This is a genomic window from Pyxidicoccus caerfyrddinensis (assembly GCF_010894405.1).
In the GTDB taxonomy this organism is placed as follows: domain Bacteria; phylum Myxococcota; class Myxococcia; order Myxococcales; family Myxococcaceae; genus Myxococcus; species Myxococcus caerfyrddinensis.
The window spans coordinates 1-15,553 of the sequence record NZ_JAAIYA010000045.1 but is presented as its reverse complement, the minus strand read 5'-3'; the positions used below and the strand labels follow the sequence as shown (position 1 = coordinate 15,553).

Annotated in this window: 16 protein-coding genes; 10 read left to right on the top strand and 6 right to left on the bottom strand. The window is 71.6% G+C overall.

Annotation, left to right across the window (positions count from 1 at the left end):
* Window positions 1-5 precede the first annotated feature (5 nt).
* The 4 genes from G4D86_RS49870 to G4D86_RS49855 all read left to right on the top strand — a co-directional run bounded on the left by G4D86_RS49870 (window position 6) and on the right by G4D86_RS49855 (window position 5,308).
* Complete coding sequence (locus G4D86_RS49870) at window positions 6-728, top strand: class I SAM-dependent methyltransferase (RefSeq protein ID WP_164002760.1); 723 nt, start codon at window positions 6-8, stop codon at window positions 726-728.
* 54 nt (window positions 729-782) lie between these two features.
* On the top strand, window positions 783-2,633 hold the full coding sequence (locus tag G4D86_RS54100; protein WP_164002759.1) for a sigma 54-interacting transcriptional regulator: 1,851 nt from the start codon (window positions 783-785) through the stop codon (window positions 2,631-2,633).
* Window positions 2,630-3,964, top strand: a complete 1,335-nt coding sequence (locus G4D86_RS49860) for a serine/threonine-protein kinase (RefSeq protein WP_205520409.1) — start codon at window positions 2,630-2,632, stop codon at window positions 3,962-3,964. The genes G4D86_RS54100 and G4D86_RS49860 overlap by 4 nt, the downstream gene beginning before the upstream one ends.
* Before the next feature lie 198 nt (window positions 3,965-4,162).
* Complete coding sequence (locus G4D86_RS49855; RefSeq protein ID WP_164002758.1) at window positions 4,163-5,308, top strand: LamG domain-containing protein; 1,146 nt, start codon at window positions 4,163-4,165, stop codon at window positions 5,306-5,308.
* A 7-nt stretch (window positions 5,309-5,315) separates the two neighbouring features.
* Here the strand turns inward: G4D86_RS49855 and G4D86_RS49850 are convergent, their stop codons facing one another.
* Entirely contained in the window at window positions 5,316-5,648 is a 333-nt protein-coding gene (locus tag G4D86_RS49850; RefSeq protein ID WP_164002757.1) for a hypothetical protein, read from the bottom strand.
* 186 nt (window positions 5,649-5,834) lie between these two features.
* Here G4D86_RS49850 and G4D86_RS49845 point away from each other — a divergent pair, with 186 nt between their 5' ends.
* The 5 genes from G4D86_RS49845 (at window position 5,835) to G4D86_RS49825 (ending at window position 9,834) form a co-directional block, all read left to right on the top strand.
* Window positions 5,835-6,863, top strand: a complete 1,029-nt coding sequence (locus G4D86_RS49845) for a serine hydrolase domain-containing protein (RefSeq protein WP_205520408.1) — start codon at window positions 5,835-5,837, stop codon at window positions 6,861-6,863.
* Window positions 6,860-7,321 (top strand): YaiI/YqxD family protein, encoded by a 462-nt coding sequence (locus tag G4D86_RS49840; protein WP_164002756.1) that lies wholly within the window; start codon window positions 6,860-6,862, stop codon window positions 7,319-7,321. Before G4D86_RS49845 ends, G4D86_RS49840 begins: the two co-directional genes overlap by 4 nt.
* Before the next feature lie 76 nt (window positions 7,322-7,397).
* Window positions 7,398-8,006: a 2,3-bisphosphoglycerate-dependent phosphoglycerate mutase gene (locus tag G4D86_RS49835; RefSeq protein WP_164002755.1), complete on the top strand. Its 609-nt coding sequence runs from the start codon at window positions 7,398-7,400 to the stop codon at window positions 8,004-8,006.
* 88 nt (window positions 8,007-8,094) lie between these two features.
* Window positions 8,095-9,090 (top strand): M28 family peptidase, encoded by a 996-nt coding sequence (locus tag G4D86_RS49830; RefSeq protein ID WP_164002754.1) that lies wholly within the window; start codon window positions 8,095-8,097, stop codon window positions 9,088-9,090.
* Between the two features lie 54 nt (window positions 9,091-9,144).
* On the top strand, window positions 9,145-9,834 hold the full coding sequence (locus tag G4D86_RS49825) for a proline and serine-rich protein 1 family protein (RefSeq protein WP_205520407.1): 690 nt from the start codon (window positions 9,145-9,147) through the stop codon (window positions 9,832-9,834).
* 95 nt (window positions 9,835-9,929) lie between these two features.
* Here the strand turns inward: G4D86_RS49825 and G4D86_RS49820 are convergent, their stop codons facing one another.
* From G4D86_RS49820 to hemN, 5 genes are all read right to left on the bottom strand, one after another.
* A complete protein-coding gene (locus tag G4D86_RS49820; RefSeq protein ID WP_164002753.1) occupies window positions 9,930-11,267 on the bottom strand; it encodes an agmatine deiminase family protein in 1,338 nt (445 codons plus the stop codon).
* Between the two features lie 177 nt (window positions 11,268-11,444).
* A complete protein-coding gene (locus tag G4D86_RS49815; protein ID WP_164002752.1) occupies window positions 11,445-11,999 on the bottom strand; it encodes a DUF2378 family protein in 555 nt (184 codons plus the stop codon).
* Between the two features lie 87 nt (window positions 12,000-12,086).
* Window positions 12,087-12,623, bottom strand: a complete 537-nt coding sequence (locus G4D86_RS49810) for a peroxiredoxin family protein (RefSeq protein ID WP_164002751.1) — start codon at window positions 12,621-12,623, stop codon at window positions 12,087-12,089.
* 116 nt (window positions 12,624-12,739) lie between these two features.
* A complete protein-coding gene (locus G4D86_RS49805) occupies window positions 12,740-13,315 on the bottom strand; it encodes a hemerythrin domain-containing protein (protein WP_240360933.1) in 576 nt (191 codons plus the stop codon).
* Window positions 13,316-13,323: 8 nt separating this feature from the next.
* The gene (gene hemN / locus G4D86_RS49800) at window positions 13,324-14,694 is read right to left on the bottom strand and encodes an oxygen-independent coproporphyrinogen III oxidase (protein ID WP_164002749.1); all 1,371 of its coding nucleotides are present in this window, start codon (window positions 14,692-14,694) and stop codon (window positions 13,324-13,326) included.
* A gap of 554 nt (window positions 14,695-15,248) precedes the next feature.
* On the opposite strand from hemN, the gene G4D86_RS49795 reads away from it, so the two are divergent.
* Window positions 15,249-15,553: condensation domain-containing protein (locus G4D86_RS49795; protein WP_205520406.1), on the top strand; the 305-nt coding region annotated here is incomplete at its 3' end.

Here is a 15,553-nt window from a genome sequence, read left to right as displayed (position 1 = left end):
CGCGAATGCAACCCCTCCTCTATGGCGAGCTCGTCCCCTGGTATCACCTGGTCGACCCACCGGCGGACCATGAGGACGAAGCCTCGTGCTTCCAGGAAGCCTTCGAGCGCGCCGTCTCACCGCGGCCGCAAACCCTGCTGGAGCTCGGCGCGGGCGCGGGGAACACGGCGCTGCATCTCAAGCACCGCTTCACCTGCACCCTCACGGACCTCTCCGAGGACATGCTCACGCTGAGCCGCCGGCAGAACCCCGACTGTGAGCACGTGCTCGCGGACATGCGCACGCTGCGGCTCGGCCGGACGTTCGACGCGGTGCTGGTCCACGACGCCATCATGTACATGCTCACCGAGGAAGACCTCCAAGCCGCCGCGCGGACGGCCTTCGTCCACACGCGGCCCGGTGGCGCGACCATCTTCGCGCCGGACTGCTACCGGGAGACCTTCGAGGACAGCACGGACACGCTGACGGCGGACGACGGGAGCCGCTCGCTCCGGGGCCTCATGTGGTCGTGGGACCCGCACCCGGACGACAGCACCTATGTCACCGAGTACGCCTTCCTGCTCCGTGAGGGGGACACCGTCCGGGCCGTGCACGACAGGCACGTCGAAGGGCTCTTCTCCCGGGAGACCTGGCACCGGGTGCTCACCCGGGCGGGCTTCCGCGTCGGGACGCTCCAGCGCCCCGTGGGCGACGGCGCCTTCGACGACATCTTCCTCTGCCAGCGTTGATGACTGGATGAGAGGGCCAGGCCGCCGGCACGCCGACCGGCGCCTTCCGCTACAATGCACACCGTGGCGAGACTCGTGGCGATGTTCGGACCGTGCAGGGGCGTGGCGCGCGAACTCGACGCGCCGCTGGTGGTGGGACGTGCCGCCGAGGGCGGCCTCCAGCTCCTCGACGAGAAGGTCAGCCGGGAGCACTGCGTCTTCTCACCCGACGGCGCCGGGCACACGCTGAAGGACCTGGGCTCGCGCAATGGCACCTGGCTCAACGGGCAGCGCCTCCCCGCACAGCAGGCCACCCCCCTGCGCCCTGGAGATCATGTCTCCGTGGGGGAGAGCGTGCTCGTGTACGAGCCGTCCTTCGACGCCCTGCGCGCCCGCGATGGCGAGTCCACGCTGGTCCTCACCCGCACCCGCGTGGAGCGGACACGAGGCGGCGGCGCCCCCGGCCCCGACGCCCTCGCCCGTGCCGGCGAGCTGGCCCTGCGCGCGGCCACCACGCCGTCACCCGACGCCGCCGTGGGGCTCGTCTTCGAGGCGCTGGAGTCCGCGCTGCAGCCCTCCGCGCTCGTCCTGCTGCGCCTCGGTCCCCAGGGCCCTCGCCCTCGGCACACGCGGCCCCACGGCGCGCACCTCACGGTGAGCCGCGAGCTGGTGGACACCGCGCTCCGGACGGGCCGGGCCCAGGCGATGCCGGAGGCCCAGGCCCGCGCGGAGCACGACGTGCACACCACCCGCGTGCGCCGCGCGGACGCCCACGTCCTCTGTGCCCCGCTCTACGCCGCGGGCCAGCCCGCCGGTGCGCTGTGCATCCTGCGCGAGCAACCCTTCCACGACGAGGAGCTGTCCCTGGCGGGAGCGCTGGCGCTGGCGGTGGGGCCTTCACTCTGTCCACCGGAGCCACGAGTCACCCCGGGCTTCCAGCCTCCCGTCGCGGAGAGCGCCAGCATGCGCGAGGCGATGCGGGTGGCGGACGCCGCGGCCCCCGTGCAGTCCACCGTCCTCATCACCGGCGAGAGCGGCACGGGCAAGGAGGAGGTGGCGCGCGCGCTCCATGCCCTGGGCCCCCGCGCGAGGGGCCCGTTCATCGCGGTGAACTGCGGCGCCATCCCCGCGGAGCTGGCGGAGAGCGAGCTGTTCGGCCACGAGAAGGGCTCCTTCACCGGAGCGCAGTCCGCGCGCGAGGGCGTCTTCGAGCAGGCCGACGGAGGCACCCTCTTCCTGGACGAAGTCGGAGACCTGCCCGCGCCGCTCCAGGTCAAGCTACTGCGCGTCTTGCAGGACCGCATCGTCCAGCGCGTGGGTGGGCGCTCGGGCGTGCCGGTGGACGTGCGCGTCGTCGCGGCCACGCACCGCGACTTGAAGGAAGCAGCGCGCACGGGCGCCTTCCGCGAGGACCTCTACTGGCGCCTCAACGTGGTGCGCATCCACCTGGCCCCGCTGCGCGAGCGTCCCGAAGACGTGCTGCCCCTGGCGGAGCGCTTCCTCGCGAAGCTGGGCACGCAGCTCGGCCGCCGTGCGTCGGGCTTCACCCCCGAGGCCATCGCATCCCTGCGCGCCTGTCCCTGGCCGGGCAACGTGCGGCAGCTCGCCAATGCCGTTGAACGGGCGCTGGTGCTCAAGGGTCCTGGAGACAGGGTGGGGCCTGGTGATTTGCCTCCGGAGGTGGTGTCCCTCGAGCGCCCCGGCGGCCCCGAGCTCCGTCCGGAAATCCGCCCGGGAACCGCGGCCCCTCCCAGCGGTGTCCAAGGCACGCTGGCGGAGGCCCTGCGGGCGGTGGAGCGGGAGCACATCGTCCTCGCGCTCAAGCGGGCGCGGGGGGTGAAGAGCGCGGCGGCGGAGGTGCTCGGCATCTCCCGGCCGACGTTGGACAGGAAGCTGGAAGAGTACGGAATCGACCTCTACGCATGAACTTCCTCTGCCCCGCGTGCCGCACTCCCCTTCCCGGCGCCCGTCCAGCGCTGGTGGTGTCCTGCTCCGCGTGCGGCGTGCAGGTGGACCTGGCCCGCGCGGAGACGGCGCCCGGCACCGCGCGCCTGTCGCCGGAGGTGGACCTCACCGGCGAGTCGCTCGGGGGCTTCCGGCTGCTGAGCCGGCTGGGCGCGGGAGGCATGGGCACGGTGTACGCGGCGGAGGGCTACACGGGGCCCTGCGCGGTGAAGGTGCTGTCGACGCTGGTGGCGGCGGACCCGGCGGTGCGCGCGCGCTTCCGCCGCGAGGCCGAGGCGCTCCGGCAGGTGCAGCACCCGGCGGTGGTGCGCGTCTTCGCGGACGGCGAGGAGCGGGGCTTCTGCTGGTACGCCATGGAGCGCGTGGACGGGCCGGACCTGCGGGCGAAGCTGACGAAGGAAGGCGCCCTGCCCTGGCCGGAGGTGGAGGGGCTGGCGCGGAGGATGCTGGAGGCGCTGGGCGCCGCGCACGAGAAGGGCTTCATCCACCGCGACGTGAAGCCGGGAAACATCCTGCTCGCGGCCGACGGCGCGAAGCTCTGTGACTTCGGCATCGCCCGGCTGGACGGGGCGACGACGCTGACGGAGTCCGCCGCGCTCATCGGCTCGCTGCGCTACATGGCGCCGGAGCAGCAGCGCCTGGGCCGCGCGGTGGCGCAGTCGGACCTCTTCGCGCTGGGGCTCGTGTTGTACGAGTCGCTCGCGGGAGGCTTCCCCGGAGAGAAGCCGCTGCCGGCGGGAGTGCCGGCCCGCCTGCGACGGCTGCTGGCGCGGCTGCTCTCGGAGCGCATCGAGGACCGGCCCGACAGTGCGGAGTCCGCGCGCAGGCTGCTGGAGCGACGCGTGCCGGTGGGCGCGCTCGCCGTGGGCACCTCGGCGGTGATGGCGCTCGCGGCGTTCCTGTTCCTGGGCCCGGCGTCCGCGCGGCAGGAGCCCGTGGCCGCGAAGAAGGACGTCGCCATGACGAAGGACGCCCCCGCCGCCCCGGCGCCGGAAGCACCCCAGGCCACGGCACTCCAGCAGGAGAGCCCGCCCCTGCCCGACAGCGTGCCCCAGGAACAGTCCCCGGACGCACTGGCGCAACCGCAGGCGATTCCGGAGCGCCCGGCGCGGGCCATCGGCACGGGAGCGCCCCAGCCCTCGTCCCCAGCGAAGGCCGGCCTCAAGACGTCTCTTCGCGGGAAGGCAGGCCTCTTCGCCCCGAGCACCTCGACGAAGAAGCCGGACACGGCCTCCCGGGAGCGCACGAGGCTGAAGGAAGCGAAGCAGCAGGTGTCGCCGGTGAAGGAGTAGCCGGGAGCCCGGTGCGCTGCCCGTGCCTCCCCACGGGGCTGCGACTTCTGGACGACCCGAGCGGAGGACGCCGCGCAGCCTCGCTCCGGCTCCGGGCAGGAGGTGCGGGTCCACCACGCTCCTCACGTCGACGGTGGCCACACTCCATCAGGAAGGGGCCGCGAACCCTGCCCTGCCGTCCGTGATTGGAGGTCCTGCATGGCCCGGGCGTTCGACATCACCACGACGTCGCCCACGCTGAAGCTGGGAGGCAATCGGAAGGGCGAGGTGGCATTCACCGTCACCAACTCGCTCGGCCATCCCGTCAGGGGCCGGGCCGTCATCGTCCCCGAGGGAGCGACGCCCCCGGAGTGGCTCTCCCTCGGCGGCGACGCCGAGCGGGACTTCCCCGCCAATGGCACGCACGTCTACCAGGTGCAGGTGGCCGTCCCACCCTCGCAGGCCGCGGGCGAGCATGCCTTCCACCTGCTCGTCGCGGACCAGTCCAACCCCGACGAGTACTTCGCCGAGAGCTCCCCGGTGGCCTTCAAGGTGCCTGCCCCGGTGGTCGCTCCGCGCCGGAAGATTCCCTGGTGGATTCCCGTGGCGGGCGTGGCGGGCCTGCTCCTCATCGTGCTGGTGGGCGTCCTGATAGGCCGGAACAAGAAGGAGGAGGAACCGGGGACGGGCGGCTCCGGCGGCGTGACGCAGGCCGAGCCTCCCCCTCCAGCGCCGGTGCTGACCTTCAACGGCACCACGTCCTACGTGGACCTGGGCGAGCCCCTGTCCCTGGAAATCACCGGCCCCATCACCCTCGAGGCGTGGATCCGCCCGGTGAACTCCAACGGTGTCCAGAACATCGTGGCCCGGGGCTACATCTCCAGCCCCAGCGGCGAGGTCTTCCTGCGCATCGTGTTCGGAACCTACCAGGCCGGCTCATACATGGAGGGAAGGAGCTCCGGCGTCACGTCGGCCTCCATGCCCTTGCAGGATGTGAACAAATGGGTCCACCTGGCCGGCGTCTATGACGGCGAGAAGTGGAAGATCTACCGCAACGGCGAATTGCTCGCCGAAGCCCCCCAGGCCCAGGGCGGCGGCTTCCCCATCGACGCGCGCTGGGCCATTGGCGCCAAGGCCGCCGGCGGAGACCGCACCTTCAACGGCAACATCCGGGACGTGCGCATCTGGAGCGTCGCCCGCACCCAGGAGCAGATTGGCGAGGACATGAAGGAGCCTCCCGACAAGGACGCGGAAGGGCTGGCGGGCTACTGGCCGCTGGACGAGGGACGCGCCAGCCGCATCAAGGACCACAGCGGCAACGAAGCCCACGGCTTCATCCACGGCGCGCAGTGGGCGCCGCCATGACGGGGCGTCAGGCCCGCTGCACCTGGGCCTCGGACATGCGGCGCTTGGGCTTGCGGCGGATGAAGCGGCTCGCGTCGCCGCGCCGGTAGCAGGTGACGAGCCGCTCCTCGTCACTCAGCAGGACAATCCACCCGCGCGCCTGTCTCGCCAGGGCGGACGTCCTCCAGGCGGCGGGCAAGTCCCGCTCCAGCACCGTGACATGCGTCATCCCCGCGGCGCGGGCGCGGTCGCCGAACTCGAGGATGAAGTCGAGGACATCGTCTCGAAGCTGGCGGCGCGCGCGGCGCTCGAGGAAGTGGCGGGTCAGGGAGAATGCACGGGGTTGGACCGGACAGCTCATGGCGGGACCTCCTGGCCGGTCCTGCCTCTACACACGGCGTTCCAACCCGACGCGCTCCGGATTCCGGGGACTTGGGCCGCGCCGTGAGCCCGCCCGCGCGACAATCCGTCAATTCCCGCGCGAGCGCGTGACAGCAAGGCCCGGGTTGACGCTCCCCCGAGCGACGTGAGACAGCCGCCACGGCCCATGCCCTCCCCTTCCGAGCTCATCCACGAGGAGACCCGTCGCTACCTGCGCGGCTATCGCTCGGCGTCCCTGTGCGCGGGCCTCACCTGGCGCGGCGAGCACCATGTGCACGGCCTCCGGGGTCGGGGCACTCCGCCGCCCGCCGACACCCTCTTCGCGCTGGGCGAGCTCACCCAGGTCTTCACGGGCGCGCTCCTCGCGCTGCTGGTGGACCGGGGCGAGCTGCGGCTGGACACGCCGCTCTCGGAGCTCATCCCCCGGCCGCTGCTGCCCGACGCGACGGCGGGCCGCATCACCGTGGAGCAGCTCGCCACGCACACCTCCGGCCTGCCGCACCTGCCGCCCAATCTGGAGACGGAGGCGCAGAAGCCGGAGGACCCCTTCGGCCACTACTCCGCGGGCCTCTTCGGGGACTTCCTCCGGAGCTACCAGCCCGCGCGTCCTCCGCCGCGTCCCTACGCGGAGTCCCTGCTCGGCATGGGAGTGCTCGGCCATGCGCTGTCGCGGCGCGCGGGGCTCAACTACGGGCACGCGCTGAGGGATTTGCTCTTCAAGCCCCTGGGCCTGGCGGACACGACGGCGCGAGTCACGGACGAGCAGCAGCCGCGACTGACGCCCGGCCACACCGCGCGCGGCAAGCCACTGCCCGCGTGGACCTTCCCGGCGCTCCCCGGCGCGGGCGCGCTCCACTCCACCGCGCCGGACCTGCTCCGCTTCCTCGATGCGCACCTCGGGCGCGCCGACGCGGGCCTCGTCCGTGCGCTGCGCCTGTCCCACGCGCCGCGCGTGGATGCCGGCCCCGCGCGGATGGCGCTGGGCTGGACGGTGTCCACCGTGCGCGGGCACGACGTGGTGTGGCGCTCGTCCGTCATGGGCGGCTACACCGGCTTCCTCGGCTTCGCGCCGTCGGCGGACGCGGGCGTCGTGCTGCTGGCGGACCATGGGTGGTCGCTGTTCGCCGCGCTTCGCGGCCGGGTGCCGCTGGAAGCTCCGGGGCTCGCGCTCCTCACCAGGATGAGTCACGCATGAAAATCTGGGTCGATGCCGATGCCTGCCCCGGGCCCGTCCGGGACATCCTGCTGCGCGCGTCACAGCGCCTCAAGGTCCCCACCGTGTTCGTGGCCAACCGCGCCCTGTCCCTGCCGCGCTCGGAGTTGGTCTCCACGGTGCAGGTGGGCGCCGGGCTGGACGTGGCGGACCAGCACATCGCCGCCTCGGCGCAGAAGGGGGACCTGGCCGTCACGCAGGACATTCCCCTGGCCGCGCTGCTGGTGCCCCGGGGCGTGGTGGTGCTGGACCCGCGCGGGGAGCTGTTCACCGAGGAGAACATCTCCGAGCGCCTCTCCGTGCGGAACTTCATGCAGGAACTGCGTGAGAGCGGGGTGCAGACCGGGGGCCCCAGCGGCTTCAACGCACAGGACCGCCAGCAGTTCGCCTCGGCCCTGGACCGGGAGCTGACGCGGCTGCTGCGCAAGCCGCCAGTGTAGGGCGCGAAACGCACGGGGCCCGGAACGGCGCGCCCACCCTGGCCGCCCCGCCCGGCATGCGCTACCTGGGCACCTCATGCCCAACCTTGCTCTCGTCCGACACGGTCAGTCCCTCTGGAACCATGAGAACCGCTTCACCGGCTTCGTGGACGTGCCCCTCACCGAGCAGGGCCGCGACGAGGCCCGGCTCGCGGCCAAGGCGCTCCAGGGACTGAAGTTCGACGTCGCCTACACCTCCGCCCTCACCCGCGCGCAGGAGACGCTCGCCATCATCCTGGAGGCGCTCGGCCAGCGCATCCCCATCATCCGCGACGCCGCCCTCAACGAGCGCCACTACGGCGACTTGCAGGGGCTCAACAAGGCGGACGCGGCGAAGGAGTTCGGCGAGGCGCAGGTGAAGCTGTGGCGCCGCTCCTATGACATCCCCCCGCCCAACGGCGAGTCGCTGGCGATGACGGCGAAGCGCGTGCTGCCCTTCTATGACCGCGCCATCGCCGGGGACCTGCGCCTGGGCAAGCACGTGCTGGTGGTGGCGCACGGCAACTCCAACCGCTCGCTGGTGATGAAGCTGGACGAGCTCACCGGCGAGCAGGTGGTGGGGCTGGAGTTGGCCACCGGCGTCCCCCTCGTCTATGAAATCTCCCCGACGGGCGAGGTGCTGTCCAAGCGCCTGCCCGTGCCCTGAGCCGTCCTCGGGAACGGTGCTCCCCCTCCCGGGAGTCCAAGGAGAAAGGGCAGCCCGGGCGCGGAGGGCGCCCGGACAGGGAGGGCACATGGGACGCGGTCGGCTGTGGACGGGAATCGCAGTCGCGGCGCTGGCGGCAGGGGGACTGGCCCGGGCCTGGATGGGCGGCGCGAGAGAGCCCGTCGCCCCGCCCACGCAGGCCAGCCCCGGGGTGGAGGCGGGGACGCTGAGGGCGCACGTGCGGATGCTCTCGGAGACCTTCCACCCGCGCGACTCACGCCACCCGGAGAACCTGGAGCGCGCCGCGGACTACATCGCGGACCACCTGGCGCGGGCCGGCGGGCAGGTGACGTCCCAGCCCTTCCGCGTGGACGGCCGCGACTACCGCAACATCATCGCCCGCTTCGGGCCGGAAGGCGGCGAGCGGCTCGTCGTCGGCGCGCACTACGACTCCGTCCACGGCACGCCGGGCGCGGACGACAACGCCAGCGGCGTGGCCGCGCTGCTGGAGTTGGCGGTGCTGCTGGGCCAGCAGGCGCCGCCCCTGCGCGTGGACCTGGTGGCCTACACGCTGGAGGAGCCGCCGTACTTCAGCACCGGGCAGATGGGCAGCGCGGTGCACGCGCGCTCGCTGAAGGAGGCCGGCGTGAAGGTGCGCGGCATGCTCGCGCTGGAGATGCTGGGCGTCTACAGCGACGCGCCGGACAGCCAGGACTACCCCCTCCCCGTGCTCCGCCTGCGCTACCCGGACACGGGCCACTTCATCGGCGTGGTGGGCCTGCCCGGTGACGGTGGACTCACCGAGCAGGTCGCGGAGGCGATGCGCGCGGGCAGCCCCCTGCCGGTGGAGAGCCTCAGCGCGCCCGCCGGGCTGCCGGGGGTGGCCCTCTCGGACCACGCCAGCTTCTGGGAGCAGGGCTACCGGGCCGTCATGGTGACGGACACGGCCTTCTTCCGGAACCCGCGCTACCACACCGCGGCCGATACGTGGGACACGCTTGACTACGCGCGTATGGCCCGCGCCGTCCAAGGGGTGTATGCCGCCGTCAGGACGCTGGCCGTAAGCCCGCTCCCCGAGGATTGAATGCAAGGGGGCCGGGCGCGTCGGTAGTGTCGAGCACACGAAAGGACGCTCCCCATGAAGGCCCTCGCCATCGCCGTCGCCATCCTCACCGCTTCGTCCGCGTTCGCCGGAAACGAGCCGCAGTCCACCGAGCTGCGCCACTCCCCTCCTCCGGGCCGCCCCATGCCGCAGCCCCCTCCGCCCGCGCGCAACCTGGCCGTGGTGGACCGCGAGGAGCTGAACGCCCGCATGGCCCGCCTGGAGAAGCTGCTGGAGGACGTGGAGGACCGCATCGACAACCGCGGTGACAACCGCGGCGACAACCGCGGTGACGTGCGCAACAAGCTGCGCCGCGCGCAGGAGACGCTGGACTCGATGCAGCAGTTCGTCGCCGAGGCCCCGCCCGCGGGCGCCATCTACCCCACGCCGTCGCCGGCCCCGCAGCCGCCTCCCCCGCCCCCGCCCGCGCCGGTGGTCCGCCCCATTCCGGACGGCCAGTTCAAGCGCCTGAACGAGGCGGTGGCCAAGGAGAGCTTCGCCGAGGACAAGATGCGCGTGCTCAAGATGGCCGCCGGGGACAACTACTTCCTCATCTCCCACGTGGGGCAGCTCATCAACCACTTCCCCTTCTCGCAGGACAAGCTCACCGTGGTGCGCGAGCTGAAGCCGCGCATCCTCGACCCGGAGAACGGCTACCAGCTCTACAGCGCCTTCTCCTTCTCCAGCGACAAGAAGCGCCTCCAGGAAATCCTCGCGCAGCGTTGACGGGCCGGACGACGCGAGCGTGACTGGAGCACCGCGGGCGCCTCGGGACACTCCCCGAGGCGCCCGTGGTCTTTTCAGCGCCTGCGACAGACGACTCAGCGGTACGTCATCGTCACGCAGTGCAGCGAGCCCTGGCAGGGGATGATGCTGTCGGACTGAATCGGCACCACCTGCACCTTGCCCCGACCGAACTCGCGGTCCAGCTCGCGCTGGTAGGTGGACAGGGCCTCCTGCTGCTGCTGGGCGATGACGGCCTGGTGGGACTCGGGCACCCACTGGAAGACGGGCACGGCCAGCGCGTTGCCCAGGCGGATGGAGTTCATGTACGTGGCCCACACGCGCTCGCTGGTGCCGTCGCACGGCCCGATGAGCGCGGGCTTGCCGGTGCACGTGGCGTTGAGCTGCTTGCAGTACGGCTTGGGCATGGGCACGCGCACCACGCGGTAGCCCAGGCCCGCCAGCCGCTGCGCGTTGCGGTCCAGGATGGCGGCGTTGACGGCGTCATCCGCCACGTCGTACCGGCCCACGAGGATGGTGCGCCGCGACAGCACCGTCATCCACATGTCCACGTGGTCGATGACGCCCCCTTGCAGCGACTCCAGCGCGACGACATTGCAGCCGTGGAAGGCGCCGATGACCTCGTTGAGCTCGTCCTCGGTGTAGCACCAGCGCGAGAAGCAGTTGCGCTCGTTGGCGACGCGCTGCGCACGGAAGCACGTGCCGGCGCCGTCCGTCTGGAGGTTGCCGCCCTCCAGCCGCACCTGCGCGCGGTCCACCGGCATGCCGCCCCAGGCCGCCGCCAGCCGCGTGGGCGACGCGTCGTCGTTGGTGCGCCCCGTCAGGTTGTTGCAGGTGCTGGACAGCTGCGGGTAGTAGCTCATGTCCACCATCCGCCGCGCGCCGTCCGCCCCGGTGACGAACTCCGGGCCGAAGTCGCGAATCCAGATGCTGTCCACGGGGATGTCCACCCACTCCACCTGCGACAGCTGCGCGGCCGTCAGCCCCCGGTGCTCCAGGCACTGCTGAGCACCCTGGTGGTGCTGGCCGTCCGCGAGCACGGTGACGTGCACGCGGCCCACCGCGGTGCGGATGAGCTCGGTGAGCTCCGGCACGCCACAGCCATACGAAGGCCAGCCGATGAGCAGGCCCGTGGTGGAGTCCGCCTCGGTGGCGAAGTCCACCTTCCGCGACGCGGCCGTGAAGCCGTAGAGCGCCGGGCTGCACTCCCACGCATACGCCTGCGAGGCACCCTGCGCGGGGTCCGACTCGGTGCGCGCCTTCTCCTCCTCCGTCAGCCCGCGCGGCATCAGCGGCGGGTCCGAGAGCGCGTCCAGGCGCGATGCGAGCACCGCGTCGGACTCGGGCTCCACGCCGCCGCAGCCCGCGCCGGCCAGGGCGAGGGTGGCGAACATCCACGGCTTCAGCCACTTCATGTGACATCCCCTTTTCAGGCCGGCGCGAGGGCGACGCCAGCCGGTGTCCGCTCACGGCTCGTGCATGTGAGCCGTGGCCCTCCGGGGCGCGCATCGTGGTCGAGCGCTGTCAGGGATGTCGCTTCGCGGTGCGCCATGGAAGACGCGCACTGCACGGGTGCGCGGACACCCGGGGGCTCAGGTCCACTGGATGCGGTAGGTGCAGGCGCCGCCGTCCTCGTGGACGATGTCCACGCGGCTGGCGTTGGCACCCGCCACGCGCAGCGCCTGGAGCATGATGCCGCTGAAGTAGCGGGGCACGCCGCTCGTCTCGTTGATGACCATCTCGTAGGTGTTGGGGCAGTCCTCCACCGGCTTCAGCTTCGTCTCCAGGTAGTTCGTCGCGGAGCGGAAGTTGTGCGTCGTGCGCTCCAGCGTCCGCTTCGGGCCGAGCAGCCGCACCGTGGCCATCACGGCCTTGCCCATCAGCGTCTTCTCGTAGCCCGTCACCAGCGACTCGCCCACCCGCTGCAGGGCCTCGTCATGCGGCACGCCGGGGTGCACCTCCTCCGCGGCGATTCGCACCCAGCGGTGGAACTGCTCCTCGGGGTAGGCGGGCGCGAAGGCCCGGCCCAGGTCCAGCCCAGCGGCCTTCAGCCGCTCCTTCGCCGCGGGGGTCAGCTTGTCCGAAAGGGCCTGGACGAAGAGACCCTCAACGGTGTGTGCGAATACGACCTTCTGCTCTTCTGCCATGGTGAAATCTCGAGGAACGCCGCATCATTGAAGCAGTGTCGCTGCAATATAGCGGTGTGCCCGTACCATTCCACCGAGCCGGGGGGTTCAGCGCCCGGTGAGGGCGTTCCATACGGCCTGTGCTTCCGGCGCGTCGGCGGTGCCGTGGACGGCGGCCACCACACGTCCCTGGGCGTCGAGCGCGAAGGCGTACGGCGTGCGGCTGGAGGCCAGGCCCAGGGCCTTGGCCATGTCGCCGTTCTTGTCCAGCCACGTGTCTCCCCAGAACTGCTGGGGCACCTTCTGCCGGGCCTTGCCCTGCGCGGTGCCAGTGCCCACGAAGAAGGGGAGCTTGAAGGTGAGGATGGACGCGCGGTGGACGGAGTCGGGCACGTGCGTCCCCGCGGTATCGAACCACTGCTGCATCGCATCGCCGCCGTCCTTGTCGGTGATGACGACCAGCAGCGTGGTCCGCCCCTTCAATTCGCTGCTCCGGTGGGGCGCGTTCAGGAGGTCTCTGGTGGTGAAGTCAGGCAGCGTCTGGCCGGGCTCGGGCATGGCCCCCACTGCGGTGGCGGCGAGCAGCGCGCCCGCCAGCACCCAGCGCCTCAGCGTCGTCCCCGTGGTTCCGTTTCGTCGTGCCATGCGCGCCCCCGCTCCAGGTCCACGCGGTTAGAGGTGGCCATCCATCGGGTGTGACTCCAGGGGAGGGGGCCCGGCCAGCGGGCGGTTGCCTGCTCCCTGCCGCGCACCGTGCACGCTCAGAACGAGCGCACGCTGCCCAGCAGCCCCGACCGGGTGGGCCGGGCGGGCGCGAAGGCGCGCTCCAGCGCCTCCACTGCCTCGGACATCGGGCCGTGCGAGGCCTCGATGCGAGCGAAGCGCGTGCGCATGCGCTCCAGCACGGCGGTGGGGAGGAGCCGGCGTGCGAGGGGAAACACCTGCGTCTCCTCGGCGGTGGTGTGGCCTCGCTGCAATTGGAGGTATGTGTCGGCCGCGTCGAGCATCGCCCTCGGGTCCACGCCTTCGCGCAGCGTCACCTCGGCCGCGCGCTGGAGCGTCAGCGCCTGCTCGCTGCCCGCGCCGTGCTCGCCCGTCACCTGCGACAGCAGCCCCGGGGACAGCGGCAGCCGGTGCACCAGCATCGTCTGGAAGAGCACCATCTCCTTCGCGTGATGGCTGCCATCCACGTACGTACGGAAGAAGTTCGCGGCCCGCAGGAAGAGCGACGCGGAGACGAACTCGCCCCTGCGGCCGCGCTCCACCGAGTGGGCGAGCACATCCAGCACGTGCTGTATCTGCCGGTGCTCCTGGTTCAACACATCCAACGCATCCATCGCGGTCCTCATACCGTCCGGGAGAAGCGGGGCTTCGCGGCCCGGGAGAGATAGGCGTCGAACACCATCGCCACGTTGCGCACGAAGAGGCGGCCCAGCGCCGTCAGCTCCAATTGCGTGCCGGAGCGGACCACCAGCCCGTCGTCCTCGAAGGGGCGCAGCCGCTCCAGCTCGGGCGCGAAGTGCCGCGCGCCGTCGTCGCCCAGGTCCGTCCAGAAGTTGCACATGAGCTGGGTGATGACGGCGCGGCGCCGCCGGTCATCTTCGGTGAGGGCGATGCCGCGCTCGGTGGCCAGGCGTCCCGCGGCCACGCGCGCGTAGTAGGCGGGCAGCGGCCGCACATTCTGGGCGTAGGCGCCGCCCACGTCGCTGATGCCGGTGCTGCCCAGCGCCACCACGTCCGACGCGGCCTTCACCGTGTAGCCCTGGAAGTTGCGGCCCAGCCGGCGCTCGGACTGGGCGCGCGCCAGTTCGTCCTCGGGCACCGCGAAGTGGTCCATGCCGATGGGGTGGTAGCCCGCTTTCACGAAGGACTCGTAGGCGGCGCGGAACAGGTCCAGCTTCGTGCGGACATCGGGGAGCGCGTCCGCGGGCATGCGCTTCTGGTGCTTCAATACGTCCGGCATGAAGGCGAAGGAGTAGACGGCCAGCCGGTCCGGGCGCATGGCCAGCACCGTTTCCAGCGTGCGGGCCCAGCGCGCTGCATCCTGGTGCGGCAGGCCGTAGATGAGGTCGAAGTTCACGCCGGTGAAGCCCAGCTCGCGCGCGTGCTCCAGCAGGGCCCGCGTCTGCTCCGGTGTCTGGAGACGGTTCGTCACCTGCTGCACCAACGGGTCGAAGTCCTGCAGGCCCATGGACACGCGGTTGAAGCCCAGCCGCCGCAGGAGCGAGAGCTGTCCCGGTGTTGTCAGCGCGGGGTGGACTTCAATGGCGACTTCCGCGTCGGGCAGCGGCGTGAAGCGGCGGGTGAGCTCCGTCCACAGCCGCTCGAGCTGCGCCTCGGAGAGGAAGGTGGGCGTGCCTCCGCCCCAGTGGATTTGCGACAGGCCGCGCCGGGCGCCGAGCCGCTGGGCCACCAGGTCCATTTCCATCACCAGGTGGTCGATGTAGCGGTCCGCCGCGCTCGCGTCCTTGCTGATGACCACGTTGCAGCCGCAGTACCAGCAGAGGCTGCGACAGAACGGGAGGTGGACGTAGAGCGAGAGCGGCTCCCCGCTGTCCCGGGTGCTGGCGATGGCCAGCCGCTCGGAAAGGGCGTCGGAGTCGAAGTCGCCCCGCCACTCGGGGGCGGTGGGATAGCTGGTGTAGCGGGGACCGGCGACGTTGTACCGGCTCAGCAGTTCCTCGGAAGGCGTGGGGACGTCGAGGCGGGGTTCCATCACGGCCCTGCCCTACTCCAAGCCCCGTGCCAGCCCACCTCAGGGCGCAACAGGCCCGGCGCCGCGCAACTCTTGCGCCCTCCCCGCCCGGGCCCGCAAACCCCGCACGCTGGAGCAGCCTACCTGCACGGTACAGACAACCAGACTGAATAGGCAGACATTGAAGGTCATATCTGCCAGCGATTGACCTGCCGCGACGTGCGTCCAATGCCGCCGCCAGTGCGGACAGGAGGAAGCCAGGAGCGCCCCCGCCTCCGTAGGCAAAGTGGCCAGTCCGCGACAAAGGTGCTCTCCTCCCAGTCAGGTCTTCTCCGATGAGAGCTCACCCAGCCCCGGTCCCCTCAGGCGCGGCCGGACACACCCCGCACCACCAGTGATGAGCCTTCAGTCCTCGAGTGCAAGAGCGCACCGCATGTCCGCGCGGACAGGGACGGCCCGAAGGCCTGGCGCACCTTTCTCCTGATGAACTCACGCCGCTGCGCACGTCCAGGGGCCCCGGCAGACGGGTAGGTCTCCGCCGGCCCTCCGCGTAGCGAGAAGGAACCCCCTCCTTTATGGCCTTGTCCCCTGAGCAGAAGCGCGCGCGGCTCGCCGAGCTGCTGCGTGAGAAGAACCGTCAACCCCAGCGCGCCCCCACGTCCTTCGCCCAGGAGCGGATGTGGCTCCAGGAGCGCCTGGCCACCAGCAGCGCCACCCTCCACGTCCCCGTCGCCGTCCGACTCTCCGGCCAGCTGGATGAGGAGGCCCTGCGCCGCGCACTCCACGAGCTGGTCCTCCGCCACGAGCCCCTGCGCACCACCTTCGTCGAGCAGGACGGCCGCCCCTTCCAGCTCATCGCCCCCGTCCTCGAGCCCTCCCT

Bases quoted from the DNA above. Each gene is read 5' to 3' on its own strand.
- G4D86_RS49870 (WP_164002760.1), top strand. From the start codon at position 6: ATGCAACCCCTCCTCTATGGCGAGCTCGTCCCCTGGTATCACCTGGTC.
- G4D86_RS49830 (WP_164002754.1), top strand. From the start codon at position 8,095: ATGGGACGCGGTCGGCTGTGGACGGGAATCGCAGTCGCGGCGCTGGCG.
- G4D86_RS49845 (WP_205520408.1), top strand. From the start codon at position 5,835: ATGCCCTCCCCTTCCGAGCTCATCCACGAGGAGACCCGTCGCTACCTG.
- G4D86_RS49855 (WP_164002758.1), top strand. From the start codon at position 4,163: ATGGCCCGGGCGTTCGACATCACCACGACGTCGCCCACGCTGAAGCTG.
- G4D86_RS49860 (WP_205520409.1), top strand. From the start codon at position 2,630: ATGAACTTCCTCTGCCCCGCGTGCCGCACTCCCCTTCCCGGCGCCCGT.
- G4D86_RS49850 (WP_164002757.1), bottom strand. From the start codon at position 5,648: ATGAGCTGTCCGGTCCAACCCCGTGCATTCTCCCTGACCCGCCACTTC.
- G4D86_RS49815 (WP_164002752.1), bottom strand. From the start codon at position 11,999: ATGGCAGAAGAGCAGAAGGTCGTATTCGCACACACCGTTGAGGGTCTC.
- G4D86_RS49835 (WP_164002755.1), top strand. From the start codon at position 7,398: ATGCCCAACCTTGCTCTCGTCCGACACGGTCAGTCCCTCTGGAACCAT.
- G4D86_RS49810 (WP_164002751.1), bottom strand. From the start codon at position 12,623: ATGGCACGACGAAACGGAACCACGGGGACGACGCTGAGGCGCTGGGTG.
- G4D86_RS49840 (WP_164002756.1), top strand. From the start codon at position 6,860: ATGAAAATCTGGGTCGATGCCGATGCCTGCCCCGGGCCCGTCCGGGAC.
- G4D86_RS49805 (WP_240360933.1), bottom strand. From the start codon at position 13,315: ATGGATGCGTTGGATGTGTTGAACCAGGAGCACCGGCAGATACAGCAC.
- G4D86_RS49820 (WP_164002753.1), bottom strand. From the start codon at position 11,267: ATGAAGTGGCTGAAGCCGTGGATGTTCGCCACCCTCGCCCTGGCCGGC.
- G4D86_RS49825 (WP_205520407.1), top strand. From the start codon at position 9,145: ATGAAGGCCCTCGCCATCGCCGTCGCCATCCTCACCGCTTCGTCCGCG.
- hemN (WP_164002749.1), bottom strand. From the start codon at position 14,694: ATGGAACCCCGCCTCGACGTCCCCACGCCTTCCGAGGAACTGCTGAGC.
- G4D86_RS54100 (WP_164002759.1), top strand. From the start codon at position 783: ATGCACACCGTGGCGAGACTCGTGGCGATGTTCGGACCGTGCAGGGGC.